At 62.8% G+C, this 23,979-nt stretch carries 25 protein-coding genes; 17 read left to right on the plus strand and 8 right to left on the minus strand.

What is annotated here, in order from left to right:
• From J1M87_RS20845 to J1M87_RS20855, 3 genes are all read left to right on the plus strand, one after another.
• On the plus strand, nucleotides 1-129 hold the full coding sequence (locus tag J1M87_RS20845) for an acetyl-CoA carboxylase biotin carboxyl carrier protein subunit (protein ID WP_374222412.1): 129 nt from the start codon (nucleotides 1-3) through the stop codon (nucleotides 127-129).
• Between the two features lie 68 nt (nucleotides 130-197).
• Nucleotides 198-623 carry a DUF1707 domain-containing protein gene (locus J1M87_RS20850; RefSeq protein ID WP_206491606.1) on the plus strand — a complete coding sequence of 142 codons (426 nt, stop codon included), beginning with the start codon at nucleotides 198-200 and terminating at the stop codon, nucleotides 621-623.
• Entirely contained in the window at nucleotides 620-1,306 is a 687-nt protein-coding gene (locus J1M87_RS20855) for a haloacid dehalogenase type II (RefSeq protein WP_241257299.1), read from the plus strand. Before J1M87_RS20850 ends, J1M87_RS20855 begins: the two co-directional genes overlap by 4 nt.
• 6 nt (nucleotides 1,307-1,312) lie before the next feature.
• Here the strand turns inward: J1M87_RS20855 and J1M87_RS20860 are convergent, their stop codons facing one another.
• Genes J1M87_RS20860 through J1M87_RS20870 form a run of 3 tightly spaced genes read right to left on the minus strand, consistent with a single transcriptional unit; the run spans nucleotide 1,313 to nucleotide 2,692 of the window.
• Nucleotides 1,313-1,609: a hypothetical protein gene (locus J1M87_RS20860; RefSeq protein ID WP_206491610.1), complete on the minus strand. Its 297-nt coding sequence runs from the start codon at nucleotides 1,607-1,609 to the stop codon at nucleotides 1,313-1,315.
• Nucleotides 1,610-1,640: 31 nt separating this feature from the next.
• Nucleotides 1,641-2,285 (minus strand): methyltransferase domain-containing protein, encoded by a 645-nt coding sequence (locus J1M87_RS20865; RefSeq protein ID WP_307830892.1) that lies wholly within the window; start codon nucleotides 2,283-2,285, stop codon nucleotides 1,641-1,643.
• 5 nt (nucleotides 2,286-2,290) lie between these two features.
• Nucleotides 2,291-2,692 carry a VOC family protein gene (locus J1M87_RS20870; RefSeq protein WP_206491612.1) on the minus strand — a complete coding sequence of 134 codons (402 nt, stop codon included), beginning with the start codon at nucleotides 2,690-2,692 and terminating at the stop codon, nucleotides 2,291-2,293.
• 168 nt (nucleotides 2,693-2,860) lie between these two features.
• On the opposite strand from J1M87_RS20870, the gene J1M87_RS20875 reads away from it, so the two are divergent.
• Both J1M87_RS20875 and J1M87_RS20880 read left to right on the plus strand, forming a co-directional pair.
• The gene (locus J1M87_RS20875; protein WP_206491614.1) at nucleotides 2,861-3,367 is read left to right on the plus strand and encodes an alpha/beta fold hydrolase; all 507 of its coding nucleotides are present in this window, start codon (nucleotides 2,861-2,863) and stop codon (nucleotides 3,365-3,367) included.
• A 261-nt stretch (nucleotides 3,368-3,628) separates the two neighbouring features.
• On the plus strand, nucleotides 3,629-4,390 hold the full coding sequence (locus J1M87_RS20880; RefSeq protein WP_206491616.1) for a hypothetical protein: 762 nt from the start codon (nucleotides 3,629-3,631) through the stop codon (nucleotides 4,388-4,390).
• A 126-nt stretch (nucleotides 4,391-4,516) separates the two neighbouring features.
• Here J1M87_RS20880 and J1M87_RS20885 read toward each other — a convergent pair whose 3' ends face one another.
• Nucleotides 4,517-5,929, minus strand: a complete 1,413-nt coding sequence (locus tag J1M87_RS20885) for a hypothetical protein (RefSeq protein ID WP_206491618.1) — start codon at nucleotides 5,927-5,929, stop codon at nucleotides 4,517-4,519.
• Nucleotides 5,930-6,214: 285 nt separating this feature from the next.
• Here J1M87_RS20885 and J1M87_RS20890 point away from each other — a divergent pair, with 285 nt between their 5' ends.
• The 6 genes from J1M87_RS20890 (at nucleotide 6,215) to J1M87_RS20915 (ending at nucleotide 12,912) form a co-directional block, all read left to right on the plus strand.
• The gene (locus tag J1M87_RS20890) at nucleotides 6,215-6,478 is read left to right on the plus strand and encodes a hypothetical protein (protein WP_206491620.1); all 264 of its coding nucleotides are present in this window, start codon (nucleotides 6,215-6,217) and stop codon (nucleotides 6,476-6,478) included.
• A 179-nt stretch (nucleotides 6,479-6,657) separates the two neighbouring features.
• The gene (locus J1M87_RS20895; protein WP_206491622.1) at nucleotides 6,658-7,791 is read left to right on the plus strand and encodes a CdaR family transcriptional regulator; all 1,134 of its coding nucleotides are present in this window, start codon (nucleotides 6,658-6,660) and stop codon (nucleotides 7,789-7,791) included.
• Between the two features lie 145 nt (nucleotides 7,792-7,936).
• Entirely contained in the window at nucleotides 7,937-9,241 is a 1,305-nt protein-coding gene (locus tag J1M87_RS20900; protein WP_307830893.1) for an MFS transporter, read from the plus strand.
• A 53-nt stretch (nucleotides 9,242-9,294) separates the two neighbouring features.
• Nucleotides 9,295-10,527 carry a thiolase family protein gene (locus tag J1M87_RS20905; RefSeq protein WP_206491624.1) on the plus strand — a complete coding sequence of 411 codons (1,233 nt, stop codon included), beginning with the start codon at nucleotides 9,295-9,297 and terminating at the stop codon, nucleotides 10,525-10,527.
• Nucleotides 10,528-10,530: 3 nt separating this feature from the next.
• Nucleotides 10,531-12,084: a class I adenylate-forming enzyme family protein gene (locus J1M87_RS20910; protein WP_206491627.1), complete on the plus strand. Its 1,554-nt coding sequence runs from the start codon at nucleotides 10,531-10,533 to the stop codon at nucleotides 12,082-12,084.
• 15 nt (nucleotides 12,085-12,099) lie between these two features.
• Entirely contained in the window at nucleotides 12,100-12,912 is an 813-nt protein-coding gene (locus J1M87_RS20915) for an SDR family NAD(P)-dependent oxidoreductase (RefSeq protein ID WP_241257300.1), read from the plus strand.
• Nucleotides 12,913-13,224: 312 nt separating this feature from the next.
• Here J1M87_RS20915 and J1M87_RS20920 read toward each other — a convergent pair whose 3' ends face one another.
• The gene (locus tag J1M87_RS20920; protein WP_206491629.1) at nucleotides 13,225-13,758 is read right to left on the minus strand and encodes an NTP transferase domain-containing protein; all 534 of its coding nucleotides are present in this window, start codon (nucleotides 13,756-13,758) and stop codon (nucleotides 13,225-13,227) included.
• Nucleotides 13,759-13,934: 176 nt separating this feature from the next.
• On the opposite strand from J1M87_RS20920, the gene uraD (J1M87_RS20925) reads away from it, so the two are divergent.
• Genes uraD (J1M87_RS20925) through pucL form a run of 4 tightly spaced genes read left to right on the plus strand, consistent with a single transcriptional unit; the run spans nucleotide 13,935 to nucleotide 17,597 of the window.
• Nucleotides 13,935-15,839, plus strand: a complete 1,905-nt coding sequence (gene uraD / locus J1M87_RS20925) for a 2-oxo-4-hydroxy-4-carboxy-5-ureidoimidazoline decarboxylase (protein WP_206491631.1) — start codon at nucleotides 13,935-13,937, stop codon at nucleotides 15,837-15,839.
• A 9-nt stretch (nucleotides 15,840-15,848) separates the two neighbouring features.
• On the plus strand, nucleotides 15,849-16,352 hold the full coding sequence (gene uraD, locus J1M87_RS20930) for a 2-oxo-4-hydroxy-4-carboxy-5-ureidoimidazoline decarboxylase (RefSeq protein WP_206491633.1): 504 nt from the start codon (nucleotides 15,849-15,851) through the stop codon (nucleotides 16,350-16,352).
• Complete coding sequence (gene uraH, locus J1M87_RS20935; protein ID WP_206491636.1) at nucleotides 16,349-16,675, plus strand: hydroxyisourate hydrolase; 327 nt, start codon at nucleotides 16,349-16,351, stop codon at nucleotides 16,673-16,675. Before uraD (J1M87_RS20930) ends, uraH begins: the two co-directional genes overlap by 4 nt.
• A 1-nt stretch (nucleotide 16,676) precedes the next feature.
• On the plus strand, nucleotides 16,677-17,597 hold the full coding sequence (gene pucL, locus J1M87_RS20940) for a factor-independent urate hydroxylase (RefSeq protein ID WP_206491638.1): 921 nt from the start codon (nucleotides 16,677-16,679) through the stop codon (nucleotides 17,595-17,597).
• Between the two features lie 10 nt (nucleotides 17,598-17,607).
• On the opposite strand, the gene J1M87_RS20945 is transcribed toward pucL, so the two are convergent.
• Together J1M87_RS20945 and J1M87_RS20950 are read right to left on the minus strand one after the other, a co-directional pair.
• Nucleotides 17,608-18,240 (minus strand): DUF2461 domain-containing protein, encoded by a 633-nt coding sequence (locus J1M87_RS20945; RefSeq protein WP_206491640.1) that lies wholly within the window; start codon nucleotides 18,238-18,240, stop codon nucleotides 17,608-17,610.
• Nucleotides 18,241-18,249: 9 nt separating this feature from the next.
• Nucleotides 18,250-19,818, minus strand: coding sequence for a PucR family transcriptional regulator (locus J1M87_RS20950; RefSeq protein ID WP_206491642.1), 1,569 nt, complete (start codon nucleotides 19,816-19,818; stop codon nucleotides 18,250-18,252).
• Between the two features lie 181 nt (nucleotides 19,819-19,999).
• Between J1M87_RS20950 and J1M87_RS20955 the strand changes: the two genes are divergently transcribed.
• Both J1M87_RS20955 and J1M87_RS20960 read left to right on the plus strand, forming a co-directional pair.
• Entirely contained in the window at nucleotides 20,000-20,812 is an 813-nt protein-coding gene (locus J1M87_RS20955) for an FAD binding domain-containing protein (protein WP_206491644.1), read from the plus strand.
• On the plus strand, nucleotides 20,809-23,523 hold the full coding sequence (locus tag J1M87_RS20960; RefSeq protein WP_206491646.1) for a molybdopterin cofactor-binding domain-containing protein: 2,715 nt from the start codon (nucleotides 20,809-20,811) through the stop codon (nucleotides 23,521-23,523). Before J1M87_RS20955 ends, J1M87_RS20960 begins: the two co-directional genes overlap by 4 nt.
• Here the strand turns inward: J1M87_RS20960 and J1M87_RS20965 are convergent.
• On the minus strand, nucleotides 23,495-23,932 hold the full coding sequence (locus tag J1M87_RS20965; RefSeq protein WP_032376860.1) for an Lrp/AsnC family transcriptional regulator: 438 nt from the start codon (nucleotides 23,930-23,932) through the stop codon (nucleotides 23,495-23,497). The genes J1M87_RS20960 and J1M87_RS20965 overlap by 29 nt on opposite strands.
• Nucleotides 23,933-23,979 lie beyond the last annotated feature (47 nt).

Raw genomic sequence — 23,979 nt, forward strand, 5'->3', positions numbered from 1 at the left:
ATCGCCGTCCTCGAAGCGATGAAAATGGAAAACCCCGTCAACGCCCACAAAGCAGGCACCATCACCGGCCTGACCGTCACCGCAGGCGACGCCATCACCCAAGGCACCGTCCTCACCGAAATCAAGTGACGACACGTCCGTGACTCGAAGCGGAATTCGGCACTGATTCGAAACTCGGGTCGCGCTACCCTGTAGCCATGTCGGAGCCTCCAGAAATTCGTATCGGCACAGTCGACCGGGAAAAAGCACTCGAGGCGTTGAGCCAGCACTTCAGCGAGGGCCGTCTGACGGTTCCCGAGTTCGACGAGCGCAGTGCCAGCATCGCTTCCGCCATGACGCGTGGGGAGCTCGACAAGGTCTTCGTCGATCTCCCCGCGGCCGCGGACACGTCCCGCAAGCCCGTTCAGCTCGGGAAGTCGGAAGTTTCGGCCGACACCGGCGGCGGCGGTGTCGACTGGGCCGCAGTGGTGATGCCACTGGTCATCTTCGGTTCCTTGGCGTTGTTCTTCCTCACCGATTTCGACCAGAAATGGCTGTTCTTCCTTCTCATTCCGCTTGCCGGCGCGCTCTTGTCCGCCGGCGGGCAATCCACGAAGAAGAAGAAAAAGAAGAAGGATCGTTGAAGGCTCTCCTGTTCGACGTGTTCGGCACCGTCGTCGACTGGCGCACCAGCGTCGCCCGCGAGGTGCGATCCATGTGTGGTCCGGATGTCGACAGTGTTGCCTTCGCCGACCGCTGGCGCAGCCTGTACCAACCGGCGATGGAAGAGGTGCGCTCCGGCCGCCGGCCCTTCACCCGGCTCGACGTACTGCATCTGGAATCTCTCCGACTCGTGCTCTCGGAGTTCGGCGTTCGGTTGAACGAGAACGACGTGGATGTGTTGAATCGGTCGTGGCACCGACTGGACCCCTGGCCGGATTCGATTCCCGGACTCTCCCGGCTGCGCACCGAGTTCATCATCGCCCCGCTCTCCAACGGCAATATCTCGCTGCTGCTCGACATGGCGAAGAACGCCGGACTGCCGTGGGACGCAATCCTCGGAGCAGAACCAGTCCAGGCCTACAAGCCCATGCCCGACGCGTATCTCCGCACCGCAGATCTTCTGGATCTCGAGCCGAGCGAGTGCATGATGGTGGCCGCGCACAACAGTGACCTCGCGGCGGCCGCGGGCTGCGGCTTCGCAACGGCATTCGTCGCCCGTCCCCTCGAGCACGGTCCCAGTCAGACCACCGACCTCACCGCCGAAGCCGAGTGGACACACAGCGTCGACTCGATCGATTCTCTCGCAACACGATTGGGCTGCTGACAACCATTACCGCGTCAGCGGAATCAGCTCGTGCGCAATCCATACGTCCACGTCCCGGTGCGAACGGAAGCGAACAATCGTCAGCTCCGGGCGGCGCACACTCAGTCGCTGCACTCGCTCGGTCGTCGACCGGTAGGTGTTCCATGCCCACCGAACGACGTGCTCGCGGTCGAAGAAGATGCGGTGCAGGGAGGGTTCGATGTTGCCGTTCCACAGCTCGCGCCTACCGAGCCTTCGCCGTAGCGTCCGAATCATCACCTGCCGCATGACTGTTCGGCGCGGTAGGTCGAGCCACAGAAACAACGGGGCAACGGTGCGTCCGGTCCGAGGATCACTACCGTCTCGTTCGTGTGCGCGCCATCAGATAGGCCTGCGGTGTCGGCTCGTATCCCACCGGAGCCCGGTGCACTCGAACCTCGATCTCGAAGCCGGCGTCGACCAGCATCTTTTCGATATCGTCCGGGTCCAGTCGGTAGGCGTCGTACGAGACCGAGTGTCCGTAAACATGTTCGAGCCGCACTCGCTCGTCGCCGGATTGAAATGCCAGCAGCAGCAGACCATCTGCTTCCAACGCTCGGTTCAGTTCGGCGAATACCGCTGGCAGCCGCTCGGGCGGCGTGTGGATGATCGAATACCAGGCCACGATGCCGGCGAGGGCTCCGTCCCCGGCGTCCAGTGCCTCCATCGATCCGACATCGAATCTCAGGTGTGGGTATTCACGCCGCGCAACCTCGATCATGTTGGGCGACAAGTCCATCCCCGCTACGTCGAGGCCGAGTCGGTGCAGATGCTCGGTGACGCGGCCGGTTCCACAGCCGACCTCGAGAACCTCACCTACTGGAACTCTTTGTGCGAACGTCGCCAACAGACCGTGCTCGAGGTGCTTACCGTCGAGTTCGTCGCGAACGAGGTCGGCATAGCTTTCGGCAACGGTGTCGTAGGCCGTCCTCGTCATCGAAACATGCTGTTGTTCGGCCACAGTGGCTACGGTACCGGCTCACCCGGCGTCGGCAGGTACGAGTGCGTCAGCATCTCGAAGAAGTGCCCGGTCGGGTCGCGGAAATACACTCCGCGGCCCCCGTGGTCGGTGTTGACCTTACCGGGTTCGGTCATCCGAGGGTCGGCCCAGTGTTCGACGCCAAGGTCTTCCAGCCTGGTGTAAGCCGCGTCGAACAGATCGTCGCTGACCCGAAACGCATAGTGCTGAACTTGAATATCGTCGAAGGGCGGCTCGGCGAATTGAACGAGAGTTCCATCGGTGAGTTGCACGTTGACGAACGGCCCCCAAGATGGCGCTTCCGGCAGAGCGAACAGCTCGCGAAAGAACGCCGCAGAATCGGAACTGTTCTTCGCAACAACGATGGTGTGATCGAACGAAATGGACACTCGCTGCCTCCTGGGCAGTACGACGCCTCCATGCCTGACGCAGTCCGTCATCGACACGCGACGCTGCCAATGATGCTCGCACGGACCCCGAATACGAGTCAACCGGTGAATTCATCACCGTAATTCGGTCTTCTCCTATGACAACATCGCCTCGGAAAGGAACCCAGCGTGGTAGGAGCACTTCTGTTCGTTCATGGTGCCGGCGGATTCGTCGACGACGCGGAGCTGGCGCACGGGTTGGCCGACGCTCTCGGTCTCGACCTTCGGATGCCCGAGCTATCCGACACCGCAATGGGTTTCGAGGACTGGGCCGAACCGGTTCGCCGACACCTGGACCAGCTCGGACCTGAGGATTCGGTGATTGCGCATTCCTTCGGCGCGTCGATCCTCGTCAGGGTCTTGGCAGAACGTCACAGGCCGTGGCCCGTGCGGGCCACTCTGCTGGCGATGCCGGACTGGACTCCGCGAGGGTGGGACGTCGCCGACTACGCGTTCACCGGGCCCGAGCCCGAAACAGATCTGGCGCTCCTGCACTGCGGGGACGACGACGTGGTTCCCGTTTCTCACCTGGCGTCGAACTCGACGGTTCTGCCGTCGGCGAGAGTGATCGAATTCCCGACCGGTGGACATCAGTTCGACGGCATGATCGACGCAATCGCGGCGGCCTGGACATAGCACCCCGTCGTGCGCCTTTTGCGTACCTGGAGGTACGCAAAAGGCGCACGACGGGGGCGACTCGGTTCGCCAGGAGTTCGACCCGTTGTGAAAATGGGACCGTTCCCTGATCCTCCGACCTGCTCCCACGCTGGTGATGTTGAGCGGGACACCCTTTTCTCGTCTGTCGCGAGGAGGGCCAGAACCAGGTCGTTCTGTCCGCCGGAGACGGTATAACGGACCGGGTAGCGAACTGTTCGATCGAGGAACAAGGAGATCGACATGCTGGACCGGCAGCTCTTCGATGACGGTGTCGAGATCGGTGGGCACGGCGCGGTTGCCATCGAAGATGGCAAGCCCTACTTCATGGGTGCGGGCTTCGAGCCGCCAGATGGACTGTCAGACAAGGCTGTACAGTTGACAGGTTCGGTTGCGGAGACGCTGGCGACACAGGTGAATCCCGTACGCCCTTGGGTGGCGATTCGTGGTCGCTGGCGTGGCCGTGGAATCGAATTGACTGATGCGGAGATCCTCGACCGGTCGCCGGTGCCGGGCGAGTCTGTTGATCGCCCGGCCGTACCCTGCGATGCCCCTTCCGGTGGATGGGTCGGCCATCCGAATCCGCGCAAGGAGTGGACGGACGAGGAGAAAGAGCTGCGCAGTTCTGGCGTTGTCGTTTCGCGGACCTCCGTCGAGATAGAAGACGGCAGTTACGTTTTCGTGTTTCTGGTATCCGATCGTGCCGCCGCAACGGCAGTACTCCACCAGCTCTACGACGCGAACTCCATATGCGTCACACTGGCACGATGGACTGCGGATACGCAGCGGGAAACGATGCGTGCTCTGATCGACCCCAGTTCCCCGTGGTCGGACATCTTGTTCGGATTCGGTCAGTCTCCCGACGCCGAGGGGCAGAATCATATTGTCGCGGAACCGCTGGCGGTGACCGGCGAGCTCGAGCGTTGGCTACGAGACCAGCCGGATGGCCTTGTCGAACTACACCCCGCGTTGTGGAAACTCGTTCAGTCGATCGACAGGTTGTAGGAGCTGGGCAGGCCGGTTGATGACGAACCAGTTCGCGGCGAGCGTCAGAGGTACGACGAATTGCGCAGCGGGGATTCAGCGAGCCGCAATCAACTCGGGCAGAAAGAACGTGGACGAAGTCGACGATCAGTGTGAAGAAGCGTATCGAAACGCTCGGATGGCGGCGAATAGCTTCTTCACTTTGCCGGGCACTGTGACTTTTCCGAAAGCGGAGCTGTCGACGCTGCCCGCAAGATGCGTCTGTAACTTGCGGAAGCTGTCGACTTGCCGACTGAGGGCGTCTATGTCGACGACATCGTCGTTCGTTTCGGCGAGTAGATACTGCGGCATAGTGATAAGGGAGACAGCGGGTATGTGGTGCTGCAACAGGGGTTCGCCTTCTCCGAACTGCACGATCGGCCCGGGCTTGACGGGGTGTCCTTTCCCGACTTCGACGCCACTCCAGGTGCTACGCACGAGTTCGGCGAGTTCAGCGGTCGTTGCGTAGAGCAGCTCCGGTTCCAAGGTGCCGCTTGGTCCGTAGTGACCGGAAGTCGAGTCGACACTGTAATGCTTCGCTCCGAGGTGCTCGATCGCGAGGCCAGCAACGGCATGAAGTCCGCCGCCCGTCGGTGACCACAGTTCGGGGTGCTTGTCGAGCCAGGCGGTCGTGGCTTGTCCGTGCTTGGTGACGGCAGGAATGCGCAGGTGACCGGCGGTGTAGACGAACACAATCGTCCGGTTGTGCGGGACGGTCACTGCCTCGTGTGCAAGCGCCAGGAGAGCGAGATGACCGTTTTCTTCGACTGCGTTCCCGCCGTCGCTGTGAGTGACGACCAGAACTGCTTCCTTCGCCTGCGGTCCCGTGCCGGGCGAGACGGCCCACAGCGTGTCCATCGAGGCTCCGGGTGTCCGGTCAGCAGCGAGTGTCAGTGTGGCTTCTTCCCCCGCTTCGGCAGCACGAACGAGGGCGTCCGCTTCGGACTCGGGTGCCCACACCGCTGGAATCCCCTGGTAGTCACGGGTGAACGGGAGGTACTGGGCATGCGCGGCGCTATCGGGGAGGTCGCGCCAGATGGCGACAACGCCGAGGACCCCCGCTTTGCGTGCTCTCGCCAAGTCGGTTCCAGCGAGTTCCGACCCGACGACGGGATTCGAGAGCGTGTGAAACGGCAATTCCCCGCCCCACGTGTCGAAGAGCAGATGAGCCGGAACGTCGATGTTGCGGGCCTCGATCACGGCGATCTTGCCGGACGCCGATTTCCAGTTCTTCAATCGTCCGCGCAGCATGATCAGTGGCCCGGTAACCCCCGCTGCCGGTGTTTTGCCAGAATATGACCACGCCGAACTCAGAACGATGCTGCGCCCCTTGACGGTAAGGCCTATCTGGTCGGGGGTGGCATCCCACCGCTCGAACGAGTGCGAGTCCCGATTCACATCGAGACCCAGGTCGGTCAGGTCAAGTGCGACCTCCTCGATGAGCGCACGGTGGGCATCGTTGCCCGAGCTACGCGGGCCCAGTTCCTGCAGCCGGCGAATTTTTGCAGCGTAATCGTTCATAGTTTCCTCCGTTGCGATAAAGACGCGATGGACTGTGACGAGCGATGCCCGAGCCCTAGGACGTCGTGCTCGAGGGCAGGTGAACTCTGCGAGTACATCCCACGCGGCCAACGCGGAATTGGACAAGGACTGTTTCTCGCCCTAGCTGCCGAATGCGAAAACCACACAATCGAGATCATACGCAAACCTCACGAACGGGCAACTCCGACTGCGGCATTGGTCACGGCATCGAGTCCGCCCAAACCTCTGCAGCACGGACGTGGACAACTCCGTCGTGGTCGTCCGATGGACGGCGATGTCACAGATCCCACGAAACGACACCTCCCCGCGGCTATCGGCGAAAACACCAGTGCCACAGTACTCGTGGGCGGCGCAGCGTCGATCTGTCTGCATCTGAGCAGTACCTTGAACGATACCGACAAGGCACGCGGCATCTTTCTCGGCCACACCAAGATCCCGGACAAGCAGATCAGCAAGGGCTGCACCGAGGACGCCCAGAAGCCACTACGCGCAATACTCGACGCGGATGCACTTCGCATGAGGTCATGAATTTTCTGTGACGAGTTTTGTTCTGTGGTGCCTCAGGAATTTCGTATCAACGGCACGCAACCGGCCATCACTGAATCGGTGTATTCGGGCCAAGGCATTTCATCGCTGTCCGGGTGGGATGCGAGGGGTGCGGCGTGGGCGAACTGGGCTTCGCGTTTGCCGTCGGCCATCATGAACAGATGACCGTGCCTCGCGCTACTTCGGCGCTGCTGAATGCCCTGGAGGCCGACGGGCACGTGGTCGGCCCCACGGTGTCGCGCATCCGAGAAGAAATCACTGCATATGCTTCAGTTTCCGACGCTGCCATCGCAGCGGCCGCTGAACGCAACTTACGTAGAGCGGTGCGCACGCTTCGAGACGGCACAGTGCCAGAAATGCAGGACATCTGGGAAGCCGACACCTCCATCAAGGAGAGGCTGCGTGCCGGAGTCCCCATCGAGGATGTGATGGCCGGGTTTCGCGTGTCGATTTCATGCATTCAGGATCGCCTCGTGGAGCTCGCCGCAGAACTGAAGATCGAAGGATCCGAGGTGGTCCGATTGACGCGCGTGTTGTGGAAACTCGGCGACGTCTTCTCGGCCCAAGCGGCATCCAGCTACCGACAGTACGGAGTGGCGAGCGAACTGGCCGAACAACGCCTGAGGGACGAGATGCTGCTGGCACTTTTGGCCGGCCCTGTTGCGGCCGAGTCCTTCGACCGCGGGATGGCCGTACTCGGGCTCGATCGTCACGAATTGTATGTTCCGTTTGTCACTCGCCGCACCGATGCCGCAGATTCGGCGACACTCCAACGAGCCCTCGCCGGTCACTCGCGAGGTGAGGTGTGCATCGTCGTGCCGAAGGGACAACAGCTCCTGGGACTGATGTCGCGAATACCGAAGGCAATCGACGATGTTGCCCTCGCTGTAGGCCCGGCGACTGAGCCGGCTCGCCTGCACAATGCGTTCGCCGTTGCCGAACGCGTGCTCGATGCGACAGCTCCCACCGAATTGGGGGTGCACAGCCTCGACACTCTTGGGTGGCGGCTCGGGGTGCCGATGGATTCCGAACTCGCCGCTTTTCTTCGCAAGCGCCACCTCGATCCGTTGCACAGAACGCGCGGTTCGGCAGCACCGATCATCGCTGCAGTACGAGCCTTCTTGGAACACAACCGCAGCATCCCCCTTGCCGCTGATGCGATGCACGTGCATGTCAATACCTTGCGATACCGCCTTGCGCGGTTCGAGGAACTGACCGGCGAATCACTGTCGAACACCGACACGATCATCGAACTGTCGTGGGCCCTCCGATCTGACGACATCGCAACTTCGTAGCCAGTTACGAACAGCGCAGCCGAACCTTGGTCCCCTGTCCGTAGTTTCGGTGTGATCTGGATCGCATAGTTGAGTCGTCGTGCAGCACCACCGCTCGACGCCCACCAGCGGCCACGGAGGCCGCCATCGCGTACCGGAGACAACTGTGACCGAAAAACAACTCAGCTCGAACCGAACTGTTCTCGTGAAGCCGCCGAATCGGGCCCGTCAGCTCGTGGCCGTATCGGTTGGCAATGCTGTGGAGTGGTTCGACTGGTACATCTACTCCATTCTGGCCATATACTTCGCGGGTCAGTTCTTTCCCAAAACGAGCGAAGACAGCCTCCTTCCTCTGTTGTCGACGCTCGCGATCTTCGCGGTAGGGTTCTTCGCTCGGCCGGTCGGCGGGCTCGTCATCGGTGTTCTGGCAGATCGATTCGGTCGACGGCGTGCGCTGAGCGGAACAATCGTCGGCATGGGCATTGGGTCCTTGATGATCGGCGCTGTACCCACCTACGAACAGATCGGTGTCGCGGCACCGATCATTCTGCTGATCGCCCGCATCATCCAAGGCGCATCCGCAGGTGGCGAATACGCGGCCGGTTCGGCTTTCATCGTCGAGTCGGCCCCACCCGGTCGACGCGGGCTGTTCTCGAGCGTTCTCTACATCAGCGCGACGTCGGCCAACCTCACCGCCATCGGCCTCAGTGCCCTCCTTGCCACCACTCTGTCCTCGGAGAACTTGACGTCCTGGGGTTGGCGCATTCCGTTCATCCTCGGATCGGTTGCGGCCATGGTCGGCCTGTGGGTGCGCCGACACGCCCAAGAAACCCTGCACGAGGACGTCATCGACAAGCCCAAGAGCGCCCGCGTCGGCATGTTCGACTTCTTCCGAGAGCACCCCAAGTCCGCTCTACAGATCTTCGGTCTCACCGCTGCGCCAGCTCTTGCCTTCTACGTTTGGACCGCTTACCTTCCGACCTACGCCAGTATCACGGTCGGCTTCGATGTGCAGAAGGGCCTGATCACCGGCGTGATCTCCCTGACGATCTTCTTGCTCGCGTTGCCGTTGTTCGGTGCATTGTCGGACCGGGTCGGCCGCAAACCCCTGCTCGTCACGTTCGGGCTGTTCTTCACCATCGCGACGGTCCCGCTGCTGTCCTCCCTACAACCCACCATGGGGAGTTTGCTGTTCGTCCAGATCACGGGCCTGCTTTTCATCGCAGCATGGGCAAGTATCAGCGCAGCTATAGTCGCGGAGCTCTTTCCGTCCAGACTGCGAAGTTCCGGCATCGGATTCCCGTACGCGTTGGCCGTGGCGGTATTCGGTGGAACGGGCCCCTACATTGCAACGTGGTTGGTGGAGATCGGGCAAGGCGATCGCTTCGCCTGGTACATCGCGGCGGTCGCAGCCGTGAGCACAGCGGTCTATCTCTTCCTTCCGGAAACTGGCAAAAGCGCTCTCCGATAATAGATTTCGGTTCTCTATCGCAGGTACACAGAAACAGACCACGAAAGAAATACATGAGTTCACGCGTATGGGTCGCCGGAGTGGGAATGACCCCCTTCGGGATACACCCTGACAGTTCCAACTACGACCTTGCACGAAGTGCAACCCGCGACGCACTCAGCGACGCTGACGTCACGGCGAATATCGGCATGATCGACGCGGCGTTCTACGCCACCGCCGCCCACGGGTTCCTCGAAGGCCAGGCGACCATTTCGGGGCAGATCGCTCTGCGCGGAATGGGCATCGACAAGATACCGGTGCACAATGTCGAAAATGCCTGTGCAACCGGTGCATCCGCATTCAACCTCGCAGTGACACACGTTCGTGCGGGCGAGGCGGACGTGGCCTTGGCCGTCGGCGCGGAAAAGATGCACGTCGGGGATCCGCAGAAGACGATGTCGTTGTTCGATGCGGGGTTCGATGTCACCGATCGTGGTGCCCTCGAACAGACCCTGGTGGAGCTCGGCGGTGACCTGGACGAACCGGACCTCGGGCACCGGTCGATCTTCATGGACATCTACGCCGCGATGGCGAGAAATCACATGCGTATCTACGGCTCGACACAGCAGCAGATCGCGGCAGTGAGCGCCAAGAATCACGCACACGCCGTCGAGAACTCCCGCGCGCACTATCGTCGCGCACTGTCGGTCGCTGACGTTCTCGCAGCACGGCGGCTGTCACATCCCTTGACCGTCCCGATGTGCGCACCGGTCACTGACGGCGGCGCGGCGGTCATCGTGTGCAGCGACGCAGGACTCGCACGGCTGCACGCTGACCACCCCATCGAGGTCCTGGCCACCGTAGTCGGCACAGGCACGGACCGAGACACCACCACCTTCGACGGGCATCTTGCACAGCACGTCGCCGAACGTGCATACGACAAGGCCGGCGTCGGGCCCGACCAGGTCGACGTGGCTGAGGTGCACGATGCAACAGCATTCGCCGAGATCTTGCAATCGGAAATGCTCGGGTTGGTCCCGCCCGGCGAGGGCGGAGCGGCGGCAGAACGCGGCCACACCAGCATCGGCGGCAGCATCCCGATCAATCCCTCCGGAGGCCTCGAATCCAAAGGCCACCCACTCGGCGCGACGGGGCTCGGACAGATCTTCGAGCTCACCGACCAACTTCGTGGTCGCGCAGGTGCCCGACAGGTCGTCGGTGCCCGAATCGCCCTGGCCGAGAACGGGGGCGGATTTCACCGCGGCGAAGAAGCCGTCACCTCCGTCGTCATCTTGAAAGGAAAATAACCGATGGCCATCGTCGACTTCTTCGACCGCGGATGGCGTGCTGGGCCGCAAGCCATCGCCTACCGAACACACAAGGAGATCTGGACTTACCAGGACGCCGGCGAGATGTCCTGCCGAATCGCCAATGCCCTGTTGAACATGGGACTACGGCGTGAGAGCACTGTCGCGGTGCTCTCGCCGAACGCGCCACTCGCATGGATCTGTGTGCTCGGGGTGTGGCGAGCAGGCGGCGCGTGGGTTCCGCTCAATCCGGCGAATCCCGTGACCGAAACCGCAACACTCCTACAGCGTTTCGATGTCGAGGTCTTGTTCTACGATCCTTCGCTCCGCGCTCACGTGGATCACTTGCGACAACTCGATACCGGCATCACCCTGATCGCGCTGAGCGATGACGAAAACGCACTCGATCTCACCGACTGGGTCGCAGCGCATCCGGCGACTCCGCCCGACATCGACTACCGCATGGACGATGTCATCGCCGTATCGCCGACTGGAGGAACAACGGGTGAACCCAAGGGCGTGATGAACACGCATCGAAGCTTTTCGGTCATGGTGATCCACCAGATGCTTGCGTTGACCTACCAAGCACACGAGCCTGTGGTGAACCTGGCGGCGGCACCGATGACGCACACCGCCGGGGTTCTGACACTGCAGACTTCCGCTCGGGGCGGGACGGTCGTCGTCATAGAGCGTGCAGCACCGGATCTCATCCTGACGGCGATCGAGACCTACGGTGTGACAGAGATATTCCTACCGCCGACCGTCGTCTACCGATTGCTCGACGTTCTGGCCACTCGCGCGGCCGACACCTCGACTCTGCGCTACCTACTCTATGCAGCCGCTCCGATGTCGAGCGAGAAACTGCGTCTGGGCCTAGAGCGTTTGGGGCCGGTTTTCATCGAGTGCTATGGGCAAATGGAAGCGCCTGCTGGCATCAGCTTTCTCCGACCCGAGGAGCACCTCGTCGACGGCAACATTGCGCCCGACGACCGGTTGTCTTCTTGCGGCAGACCGTATCCGTTGGTCGACGTCGAAGTGAAGGACCCCGACACCGGGCAGCGACTCGCACACAACGAAACCGGCGAGATCTGCGTACGTGGCGACCTGGTGATGAAGGGCTACTACAAGGACCCGATCAAAACTGCCGACGTAATCAAGGACGGCTGGCTGCACACCGGAGACCTTGGCCGCATCGACGGCGAGGGCTACCTTCACCTGACCGATCGCAAGAAGGACATGATCATTACCGGAGGCTTCAATGTCTACCCTGGCCAGGTCGAACAGGTGATCTGGGGCCATCCGGCTGTCGAGGACTGCGCAGTGGTCGGTGCCCCCGATGACGACTGGGGCGAACGCGTCACGGCAGTCATCGAACTCAAACCCGGCCACGACGCGGGAGAAGACGAAATCATCGCCCTCTGCCGGAACGCATTGGGGGGCGTACGCACGCCCAAGCAGGTGTTCTTCGTCGACCGTTTGCCACGCAGCGTAAACGGAAAGGTGCTCAAAAAAGAAGTCCGACAGACATTCTGGACCACTTCCGTTCGCCAGATCTGAACAAGAGGGAAAGCAATGAACGAGCTGAAAAACAAGATCGCCGTCGTCGCCGGAGCAGGATGTATCGGAACAGGATTAGGAAATGGCCGCGCCACAGCCATCACCTTCGCCAGAGAAGGTGCGACGGTCATCTGCGCCGACATGGATACCGAATCGGCCACGGCAACAGCTGAAATGATCCGGGACGAAGGTAACGACGCCCACGTGCTGACCCTCGATATCACCGACGTGAGCCAGGTCGCCGATGCCGTCCGCACAATTCTCGATCAGCATGGACGCATCGATGTTCTCGACAACAACGTCGGGATCGCTGCCGTAGGAGGTGTCACCGACGTCGAGCCAACGGACTGGGAACGCGTTTTCAAGGTCAATCTCGACGGTGCCTTCAACACCATGCGACATGTCATTCCAGCAATGGTGAAACAAGGTGGTGGCAGTATCGTCAACATCTCTTCTGTGGCAAGTATCCGATGGAGCGGAGTCGCATATGCCGGCTACTACGCCAGCAAAGCCGCGTTGAACCACCTGTCCCGAACCACGGCTGCTGAATTCGCCGACCGTGGTGTCCGAGTCAATTCCGTGTTGCCCGGCTTGATCAAAACACCGATGGTGGAGAGCGTCTCAGGAATCGCCGAGGCGTACACCAGCACCGACGTCGAACAAATGTGGCGCAAACGTGATCGGCAGGTACCCATGGGTCGCATGGGAGAGGCCTGGGATGTCGCACACGCTGCACTCTTCTTGGCCAGCGACCGCGCCAAGTACATCACCGGTGCAGAGTTGGTCGTAGATGGCGGGATTTCACTAGGGATGGGCCGAGCGAGCTGATCACCCTCGTTCAACGGGCGTCCGCCGCCGTGCACCGGCGGCCGCCCGTTGAAAACCGGCCCGGTAGCAGAGGCATATTCGCTTGATCGCGCGAGGGTGCTTGTAGCTTCATCACCCGGTTCGGTCGCAGATCCCACAGGGTGTGTTCTTCATCGGTGGAGCAATCCGAAGAGAGAGCACACCGGGAGTCCGGCAATGGGCCTGCTCGTCTCATTGGCGGCCGCACGAGTCGGCCTGGGTGTCAATTCTCTCGCCCAGCGCACAGGGGCCCAGCCGCTTCACGACTTGTGCGCGACATCTCGGCGCTGCAGCTCACCGATAGTCGTGGTCGATTCCCGTTGCCCATTGCGAACATTCGACGGCAACCACATCGTCTCGACCCCGCAGGAAGTTCCGCGCACCGAAGTCGCCCGACGCCGACGCCGCGGCTGCATCGAAATGTCGGCCCGCCAGAACCACCGGGTGGCCGGGACGTCCGTCGAACACCGCTCGTGACAGGCCGGTCTCGGCCGCCGCGTCGAGCACGGCCCGCACCACATCGGGTCCGACATCCGGGGTATCGACCACGTGCACCACCGCGTACTCCGCGTTCGACGCCGCGGCCAGCCCGGCTCTGAACGATGCGCTCATCCCCCGCTGCCAATCGGGCGCGAGGACAGCAGTCGCACCGTCCGGCACAGAGGTCTCGGCCGCACCCAGCACCACCACCACGCGGTCACAGCCACCGTCGCGCAATGCCTGCACGGCCACGCGGAGCCACGCCCCGTCGTGCGCGAGCACCTTGGGCGATCCGTACCGCGTTCCTGCACCGGCAGCCAGCAGCACGCCGACGGCACACTCCGACACATCTGCTCCTTCGATCATTCGGCCGCGTCTTGGATATTCGCACAACTCCCGCGGCGACTACGTCCAAAAGTTTGTACTTGCTCGACTAGCGAGGATAGGCGTGATGGCTGATTCTTAGTGCACTTCTCCTGCAGCGTCGCAGGAATCCTGCCCTGTTGCTTCCGCGAGGTGCCACCATGTCCGTTTTGCCCACCACACGCAGACGCGTCCATCCCGTCGACGAGGTTCTCCCTGCTCCGAAACTTGCAGCGTACGGATTTCAGCACGTCGTCGCGTTCTATGCCGGCGCGGTGCTGGTGCCGATCATCATCGGCAGCGCGATCGGACTGACCAACGAACAATTGATCCACCTGATCAACGCCGATCTGTTCACCTGCGGCATCGCGTCGATCATTCAATCGGTGGGGTTCTGGAAGATCGGTGTGCGTCTGCCGCTGCTGCAGGGCGTGACATTCGCCGGAGTCTCACCGGTCATCGCCATCGCGATGGCCAACGGCGGCGGCACCGAGGGGTTGCTGTACGTCTACGGGGCCGTCATCGTGGCCGGACTGGTCACCTTCTTCATGGCACCGTACTTCAGCAAGTTGCTGCGCTTCTTCCCGCCGGTGGTGACCGGCACCGTCATCACGATCATCGGCGTCGCTCTGCTCCCGGTGGCCGTGAACGATGCGGTGACCAATCCCTCTACCCACGAACAGGATCCGACCAACGGACGCTGGATGGCGTATGCGATCGGCACGTTGTTGATCATCGTGCTCATCCAACGGTTCTTCAAGGGGTTCATGGCCACCATCGCGGTATTGCTGGGGCTCGTGATCGGCAGTGCCGTGGCATTCATTCTGGGAGACATGAACTTCGACGGTACGTCCGACGCGTCGTGGGTCGGCTTCACCCAGCCCTTCCTGTTCGGTGTACCCAAATTCAGTGTCATCGCCATCATTTCGATGATCGTCGTCATGCTCATCATCGCGGTCGAAACCACCGGCAGTGTGTATGCGACCGGCGAGATCGTCGGCAAGCGCATCAAGAAGGACGATATCGCCGCGACTCTGCGCGCCGACGGAGTTGCCACCGTCATCGGCGGCACGTTCAACTCGTTCCCGTACACGGCCTTCTCCGAGAACGTCGGTCTGGTTCGCCTGACCGGTGTTCGCAGTCGGTGGGTGGTGGCGGCGGCAGGCGGCTTCATGATTCTGCTCGGCCTGTTACCCAAGACTGCCGCGGTCGTCGCGTCCATCCCCCCACCCGTGCTCGGCGGTGCAGCGTTGGCTCTGTTCGCGACGGTCGCCGTGGTCGGAATCCAGACACTGTCGAAGGTCGACTTCACCGACCACCGCAATCTGATCATCGTCGCCACCAGCCTCGGACTTGCGATGCTCGTGACCATTCAGCCCACGGTCTCGGAGGGCGTTCCCGATTGGCTCGAAATGCTGTTCGGCAGCGGAATCGTGCTCGGCGCGGTCTCGGCGATCGTGCTCAATGTCTTGTTCTTCCACATCGGAAATCGCGGCCAGGCCGTAGCCGGCGGCCCGGGGAAGGGAATCACCCTCGACCGGGTCAACGAGATGTCCTCCGAGGAGTTCGCCGATACCTTCGGCGGACTGGTGCAGGGCACTCCGTGGGTGGTCGAGCGCGCCTATCAGCAACGACCGTTCGCCGATGCTCACGGTCTGCGCGAAGCGTTCCAGGAAGCACTCCTCGCCGGCACCACCGAAGAACAGATCGAACTCATCAAGCGCTATCCGGATCTCGGCAGCGAGGATGCGACGGGCACCCTCAACGCGGCCGATCACGTCGGATTGTCCAACCTCGAGGAGGACGAACACGACAACATCGTCCAGCTCGCCGCCGAATACCGCGAACACTTCGGCTTCCCGCTGGTGATCTGCGCCCGAGAGACCGAACGCTACGATCGAGTTCTGGCCAACGGGTGGTCTCGGGTGGAGAATGCGCCGTCGGCGGAACGGTCGTTCGCGATGATCGAGATAGCCAAGATCGCGAACTACCGATTCGATGATCTCGTGGCCGATGCCAACCCGATTGCGGCCGCGCGGTTCGGTCGCATCAACGACTTCAGATAGCGAGCGAGAGTGCTACACGAATGGATAGGGCTCGACGGGTTCAATCGGCTCACTGATCGGCAAGCGATGCACGCGTTGTACGAGTGCTGCGCATCATCGATCTGGGCCCGTCGAGTCGCCTCGGGCCGACCCTTCGACAGTCGAGACCTGCTGTTGGACAGAGCAGATCGAGTGCTCGCCGAACTGCCCGAGGCCGAGATCGATCATGCGCTGGACGGGCATCCTCGGATCGGCGGCAACGCCGACAACCCGTCGTCGAAGCGCGAGCAGTCCGCGGTGACGACGGCAGGCACCGAGGTGCGGGAAAAGCTGGCCGCGGCCAATCGCGCCTACGAAGCCAAGTTCGGGCACGTCTACTTGGTCTGCGCCACCGGGAGGTCGGCGGAGGAGTTGCTCGCTATTCTCGACGAGAGACTCGACAACGATGCCGAAACCGAAAGACGGGTGCTGCGCGTGGAACTGGCGAAGATCAATCGGATTCGTCTCGGCCGCATGCTGGGTCCGGAGCAGTGACCGGACTGTCGACCCACGTGCTCGACGCCACCTCGGGCACACCCGCGGTGGGCATGCGGGTGCGGTTGTTCCACCCGGACGAGGGCGTGATCGCCACAGCCACCACGGACGGGGACGGACGCATCGGTGACGTCGTACCGGGACCGATCGCTCCCGGCGTCTACCGCCTGTCCTTCGACACGGGCGACTATTTCGAGGAGGGGGCGACACCGACCTTCTACCCCGAGGTGTCGATCTCGTTCACCGTCGCCGATCCCGATGCTCACTATCACGTGCCATTGCTGTTGTCCCCCTTTGCTTATTCGACCTATCGCGGGAGCTGACATGACCGACCTGACCGGCAAGATCGTCCTCGGATCCAATCAGTACGGCAAAGCGGAGAACCGTGTCGTGCGGATCTACCGAGACTCACCGCGCCACGAGATCCACGACATCAACGTCTCGAGCGCGCTGCGCGGCAACTTCTCCCCCGCACACCTGGTGGGTGATCAATCCAACGTGCTGCCCACCGACACCCAGAAGCAGACGGCGTACGCGTACGCGAAGACCAAGGGGCTGGTGCACCTCGAGAGCTACGGCCTCGCGCTCGCTCGCCACTACGTCGACGATGTCGAACCCGTCGACGGTGCTCTCATCGAGCTCGAAGAGTACGCCTGGGCTCGCGCGGTCATCGACGGCGTCGAGCACGATCACACGTGGACACGCAAGGGTGAGGAGATCCGAACCTCGGCAGTGACCGTCGAAGGCAAAGGCGATGCGCAACAGACGTGGGTGATCAGCGGCTTCAAGGACATGGTGATCCTGAAGTCGACGGGTTCGGAGTTCCACGGTTTTCTCGAGGACGACCTGACGATTCTCGAGCCCACCACCGACCGCGTCATGGCCACGTCACTGACGGCCCAATGGCGTTACACCACCACCGATGTCGAATGGGACGCGGTGTACGCGGGGGTGAAGGAGGTGATGATCGAGCGGTTCGCCAATCTGCAGTCGCTGGCGCTGCAGCAGACGTTGTACGCCATGGGTGAAGCCGTGCTCGAGCAGTTCCCGTTCATCGCCGAGATCAGGATGTCGGCACCGAACAAACATCACTTCGTCTACGACCTGGGCAGATTCGGTATCGAGAACAACCTGGAGGTGTTCAACGCCGACGATCGGCCATACGGTCTGATTCAGGCAACGATCGAACGCGAGGATGCCCCCGACGCCGGAAGCGCCTGGAATACCTTCTCGGTCGTCGGGTAAAGACCTGCACTCACGTGTGCAGGGCCGCAATCCACTCCACCAGTGGCGTGAGGGCACGCCATGCATCGCGCACTTCGATTGCGGCCTTCGGGGTCTTCAACCAGTCGGGTGAACCGAAATGCTTCCCGGCGGTGAGCGATTTGTGGCGCAGTAGGTCGATCCGCGGGTGATCGAGCTGGTACCCCCGAGGCTTGGTAGCAAGCTTGTCGCCGCCGATCTCGTATCCGGCCTCGGCCAGAGTCTGCACGATCCCCTCGAGTTCGGCTCCCCGCACGTCGTCGTCGACGGTACGGCGGTACCGCGCGATCGCGTCGGAAGAACCGTGGTAGAACCCGCCTGCGACGAAGAGCCCGGCCGGGTCTATCTGCACGTAGTACCCGAGACTGTCACCGCGAGCTACGAATCCACCCTGATGGGTCTTGTACGGGGTCTTGTCCTTGGAGAATCGAACGTCTCGGTACGGGCGGAAGATCTTGGCGCTACCGAACTCCGGTTCGAGATCGGCGAGCAACGCAGTCATCGGTCCCTTGACGGCGCTCTCGTACACCTGTTTGTGTTCGTTCCACCAGTGCTTGCTGTTGTCGGCTTCGAGGTCCTCGTAGAAGTCCAGTGCAGCGAATGGGATTCCGGTGAAACCAGTCATCTTTCGATCCTAGGCCGCGCCGGTGGCCGAGGATCGAGGGATCGAATTGAGTGCGAGGTAGACATCCAGTCTGTCCTCGGTCGAGTTCAGATCGCGGCCGAGCAACTCCTCGACTCGCTTGATTCGATACCTGACGGTGTTGAGGTGGACATGCAACGACTCGGCCGTACGGTTCCATGATCCACCTGTGGCCAGAAACTCACGAAGAGTGTCGGTCAGGCCGGAGTCGGTGCGCCGATCATACTCGAGCAGCGGCGCGAGAACGTGCTCGACGAACGAGCGACGCACATCGTCCGGTAGTGCCGACAGCATCGACACCGCCGAGGTCAACTGCGATCCCGCGGTGACGGTGACCGAACCACGGCCCTGCCTGCTCATCTCCAGTGCGTACCGCGCCGATCGCAGCGCACCGTCGACGGTGTTGCCGGTCGCCTCCGAGCTGACGCCTACCAGCAGACGACTGTGTCCGATTCCGGAACCCAACCGAGACAGTCGGGTTCGTAGAGTCTCGACGATGTTCGGATCGTCGGTGTTCACGATCGCGACGATGTCGCCGTGGCTGCTGCTTCCGACACAGCCGCCGCCGAACGAGGTCAACGTGTCGCTGAGAACCGTGCGCAACATCTCGCGTAGGTCGATGCGTCCGGTGTGCACGACCCTGACGACGACCAGCGAACGGTCGGGGTCGACGCCCGCCTGACGCAGTCGAGTCGACGCTTCGGGGCTGGTGCTGTCGGCCTCGATCAGGGCCACTGCCTGGTCGGCGATCTCGCGTCGGACCAGTCGCCCCTCCTCACGTCGAGCGCGGTCGAGGGCGGCGATGGCGGCCAGCTGTCCGAACGCATCGGAGATCGGCGGGGGGAACGTATCCAGATCTCCCGCGACCGCCAGAAACCATCGGGTCGTTCGCTGTGCGAGCGACGGCCCGATACCGAAGATGCTGTACACCGCATCACCGCTGAGAGTGGTTGTCGTAGGCAGCCTTTCACAGGACAACGCCGCATGGGTCAGGGTGTCGACGTCGGCATCGGAGAACGCCGACACCTCGGCTACCAAACGACGTCCCGTCGCGGTGAAGATCAGGCACGTCCTGCCGGTTTCTCTGGAGACGTGCAATGCCAGTTCGTCGAGGGCGCGACCATCCGCGATCGCAGTGAGCAGTTGGCGTTGCCGGACGAGCGAGTTGTTGAGCGAGGCGATTCGGTCACCGGTGACGCGGCCGACGAGAAACTCGGTCACATCGCCGAACGAGACGGTTTCGGGTACTGCGAGCAGAGGTAGCCCGTGCCGCTCGCATGCATCGGTCAAGTCCGAAGGTATGTGGCCGAGCAGGCCTTCCCCGGCGGCCAGTGCCGATGCCCCGGATGCGGCGACGGCCCGGACGAACATCTCACTGTCTGCGGGCGTGTGATGCCACACCAGACCCGTGATGACCAGTTCTCCTCCTGCGATGTAGCGAGACGGGTCGAGCAGATCGGTCGTGTACGTCCACCTCAGCGTGCGACTCAGAGCGTCGGCATCGGAGGTCAGCAATCGAATGCCGAGATGTGTGGCGTCGAGCAAGTCCTTGACCTGCATTGCGATCCTCCCTCGGCTCGCCATGGCTGAGCGTGTAGATCTCGACAGTATGGGCGGGTTGTTTCGGTCGAGTTTCGGGCGTATCGCGAGACCACCGAGGATCGGTAACAGAAATTCATTACAGTTCGAGGTGGCACACCGGGCGGTGGACCTGCAGGCGAAGATGAGGTGAACCAAGGCCATGGATCTCGGCACTGTCGACGACATTCTGCTTCCGAGCACTCGCACAGATCTGCCGCCCGGCAGAGCAGACACCGCGGTCCTTGCGGGCGGCACCTGGTTGTTCTCGGAGAAGCAGGATCATCTACGTACCCTCGTCGACGTCACGGCATTGGGCTGGGAGCCGTTGTCGGTGACGGAGGCAGGGCTCGAGATCGCAGCCACCTGCACGATCGAGACGCTCGCACGGTTCGACTCCCAGTGGCCGGCAACCGAGCTGTTCCCTCGCTGCGCCGCAGCGTTGTTGGCCTCGTTCAAGATCTGGAAGACCGCCACCGTAGGGGGCAATATCGCGCTCAGCCTGCCTGCCGGTGCGATGATCTCGTTGACCGCGGCGCTCGACGGCGTCGGGCAGGTGTGGTCGGCTTCGGGCCCCGATCACGACTACCGTCTCGCGATCGACGAGCTGATCACCGGCCCGCATGCCAACGCGCTCGCACCTGGAGATGTGCTGCGCAGCATCATGATTCCGCGGCACGCGCTCGAAGCGAGAACTGCTATGCGCAAGTTGGCGCTCTCGCCCCTCGGCCGATCTGCGGCGGTGGTGATCGGCAGAGTCGATGCCGACGGCCAGTTCGTCCTGACGGTCAGTGCGTCGACCGTACGTCCATTCGTCCTGCGCTTTCCGGCCCTACCCACGGCCACCGAGCTGGGGGACGCGCTCGACGAGTCCATCGGCCCCCAACACTGGTACGACGACCCGCACGGGGCACCGGATTGGCGTCGACACATCAGCTGCGCTGCAGCGCAGCAGATTCGCGAGGAACTGTCATGATCGTCGACATCAACGGCGTACCGACCGACGTCACCGCCCGGCCCGGTCAGTGTCTGCGGACCATGCTGCGCGAGCACGCGCACTTCGAGGTCAAGAAAGGATGCGACGCAGGCGACTGCGGCGCGTGTTCGGTGCTCGTCGACGGCGAGCCGGTGCATTCGTGCATCTTCCCTGCGTTCCGTGCAGCCGACCGATCCGTCACCACGGTTGCCGGGCTGGGCACGCCGGAGGATCTTCATCCGATGCAGAGCCGGTTCGTCGAGGCCGCCGGATTCCAATGTGGTTTCTGCACTGCAGGAATGGTGGTGACCGCCGCAACCTTGACCGAGGACGATCTGGACGAGCTCCCCGAGCGGCTGAAGGGAAACCTGTGCCGCTGTACCGGGTACCGTGCGATTGCCGACGCTGTCTGCGGGGTGCGCAATATCGACAAGACGCTCGACGGTCCGGCGTGTGGACGATCCGTCGCCGCACCGGCAAGTGCCCGGATCGTCACCGGAACCGAGCCTTACACCCTCGACCATTCACCGCCCGGACTTCTCCACGCCAGTGTGCTCGGGAGCCCGCACGCCCATGCACGAATAGTGTCGATCGACACCACCGCCGCCGAGCAGGTACCGGGGGTGCACGTGATCCTCACCGCGAAAGACAGCCCGCCGACGGCATTTTCGACGGCCCGACACGATCGCCGTGTCGACGACCCCGACGACACGCACGTCCTGGACGCGGTCGTGCGCTTCATCGGCCAGCGGGTGGCGATCGTCGTCGCAGAGTCGATCGCGGCCGCGCAGGAGGGCTGCCGAGCGCTGGTGGTCGAGTACGACGTGCTACCCGCCGTGTTCGATCCGGAATCCTCGCTCGCACCGGATGCGCCGAAGATCCACGGAGACAAGGACGCATCGGCTCGAATCGCGGACCCGTCCCGAAATCTGGTAGCCGAGCTGCATGGTGAAACCGGGGACGTCGACGCTGCCGTGAAGGGAGCAGCGGCGGTGGTGACCGGCCGGTGGACGACACAGCGCGTGCAGCACGTGCACCTCGAGACCCACGGCACCATCGGATGGTTGGACGAGGCCGGCACGCTGAACCTGCGCACCAGCACCCAGGTTCCGTTTCTGGTGCGCGAGGAGATCTGCGAGATATTCGGCTTGCCGCGTGCGGGCGTACGGGTGTTTGCGGCGCGGGTCGGCGGCGGCTTCGGCGGCAAGCAGGAGTTGCTGACCGAGGACGTCGTCGCCCTGGCTGTCCTGCGCACCGGACGGCCCGTGCAGTTCGAGTTCACCCGGACCGACGAGTTCACCGTCGCACCGTGCCGGCACCCGTTCCGGGTCGACGTCACCGCGGCAGCCGGTGCCGACGGCACCTTGATTGCCCTGTCGATCGATGTGCTCACCGACGCAGGCGCGTACGGAAATCACAGTGCCGGGGTGATGTTCCACGGCTGCGGTGAATCCGTGGCCGTGTACCGCTGTGCCAACAAGCGGGTGGATGCGAAGACCGTCTACACCAACAATGTTCCCTCCGGCGCTTTCCGGGGGTACGGACTGGGACAGGTGGCGTTCGCAATCGAGTCCGCGATGGACGATCTTGCGCGCGAACTCGACCTCGATCCGTTCGAGTTTCGCCGACGCAACGTGATCGTCCCCGGCGACGACCTCGTCGCCGCGCATGTCGAGGAGGACGACCTACAGTTCGGGAGTTACGGGCTCGATCAGTGCATCGACCTTGCCGAGGCAGCCCTACGACGCGGCAACGGTGAGCATGCGCCGGAGGGCTGGAAGGTGGGCGAAGGCATGGCCGTGGCCATGATCGCCACCATTCCACCGCGCGGGCACCGCGCCGAGACATCGGTGGCTTTGCTGCCCGAGGGTCGCTACGAGATACGCGTCGGAACAGCGGAATTCGGGAACGGTACCACCACCGTGCACACTCAGATCGCGGCGAGTGAACTGTGCACCTCGGTCGAGCGCATCCTCGTCGATCAATCCGATACGAATGCGGTCACCTACGACACCGGTGCCTTCGGTTCCGCGGGCACCGTGGTGGCGGGCAAAGCGCTCTACGCTGCAGTCCGCGCACTGTCGGCACGAATTCTCGATCTCGCCGCCCGCGGCACCGGCCACCGACACTCGGACTGCACGCTCGGACCCGAGGGCGTTCGATGCGGCGATCGGTTCGTCACCCTCGACGAGATCCTGGCACGGGCGGGAGGCACTCTCGTCACCGAGGGCGACAGTGGTGGGTTACCGCGTTCTCTGGCGTTCAACGTCCAGGCTTTCCGAGTGGCGGTGCACGAGGACACCGGCACCGTGAAAATTCTGCAGTCGGTGCAGAGTGCGGATGCGGGAACGGTGATGAATCCGCAGCAGTGCCGCGGGCAGGTCGAAGGTGGCGTCGCTCAGGCCATCGGCACGGCCCTGTACGAGGACATGCGTACCGACGGTGCGGGTCTGGTCACCACCGATTCCATCCGGAGCTACCACGTCCCGCAGTTCGCGGACATCCCTCGGACCGAAGTCGTGTTCGCGGACACCTACGATCGCCTGGGTCCGTTCGGCGCAAAGTCGATGAGCGAGTCCCCGTACAACCCCGTCGCGCCGGCGTTGGCGAACGCCATCCGCGACGCCGTGGGAGTCCGACTCACCCGGCTTCCGATGTCCTCGGATTGCGTGTGGCGGGCCGTCAGCGGTCGTAGAACGTCTGCAGAATGATCGTGCTGCGGGTCTGCACGTTGGCGGTCGCCCGGATCTCCTGCAGCAACCGCTCGAGCGCCCGCGGCGATTCGACTCGAACCAGCAGGACGTAGCTTTCCTCGCCGGCAACCGAATGGCAGGACTCGATGGCCGAGAGGTGCTTCAGTCTGGCGGGAGCATCGTCCGGCTGGGCCGGATCGATCGGAGTGATGGCGACGAACGCCGACAACGGCCGGCCCAGGGCCTCGGGGTCCACCTGCGCGGTGTAACCACGGATGACGCGACGCGACTCGAGCCGCCGAACTCTGGATTGGACGGCCGAGACGGACAGGGACGCCTTCTCCGCCAGCGTTGCCAGCGTGGCGCGGCCGTCGGACACCAGTTCGTCGATGATCAGGCGATCCACACGATCGAGATTTTCACTCACCTGCGCAATCTAGCTCAGATCCGCCGCGAACCAGCGCACAGGACCGA

This window comes from Rhodococcus sp. KRD162 (assembly GCF_017168335.1).
GTDB lineage: Bacteria > Actinomycetota > Actinomycetes > Mycobacteriales > Mycobacteriaceae > Rhodococcoides.